The sequence below is a fragment of the Psychrobacter sp. 1U2 genome (assembly GCF_051847575.1).
Genome location: NZ_JBPYDC010001212.1, coordinates 1 through 666 on the forward strand (window position 1 = coordinate 1; position 666 = coordinate 666).

The following is a 666-nucleotide window of genomic DNA, read 5'->3' on the forward strand; positions in this document are numbered from 1 at the left end:
ATTATCCACTAATAGAAGTGGGTGAGTTTGAATTAAATAAAAACTCTGCCAACTATTTTGCAGATGTAGAGCAAGCGGCTTTTGCACCTAATAATCTTGTACCAGGTATCAGCGCTTCACCAGATCGCATGCTACAAGCTCGCTTATTTAGCTACGCCGATGCTCAGCGCTATCGTTTGGGCGTCAATCACAAGCAAATTCCAGTGAACAAACCACGTTGTCCTGTGACAAGTAACCAGCGAGATGGCCAAGGCCGTGCCAATGACAACTATGGTAGCCTACCGCACTACGAGCCTAACAGCTTTAGACAGTGGCAAGATCAGCCTGACTATGCTGAACCACCACTCAAGATTGATGGTTATGCCAAGCATTACGATTTTCGTGAAGACGACAGCGACTACTTTAGTCAACCACGCGCATTGTTTAACCTCATGAATGATGAGAAAAAACAGATGTTGTTCGACAATACTGCAAGAGCAATGGGTGATGCTCTAGACTTTATTAAGTATCGGCACATTCGCAACTGTAACTGGTGTGATCCTGCTTATGGCGAAGGCGTGGCCAAGGCGCTGGGCATGACCGTCGAAGATGCGATGGCAGCGCGGGATACAGATCCTGCACGTCATCTGCCTAGTTGTCTATAGACTGCAAATTGTATGAATTTAT

General features: G+C 46.1%; 1 protein-coding gene. It reads left to right on the forward strand.

What is annotated here, in order from left to right; genetic code table 11:
• On the forward strand, nt 1-644 hold a 644-nt coding region (locus ACS8FD_RS21260), incomplete at its 5' end, for a catalase (RefSeq protein ID WP_439277329.1).
• Between the last annotated feature and the right edge of the window lie 22 nt (nt 645-666).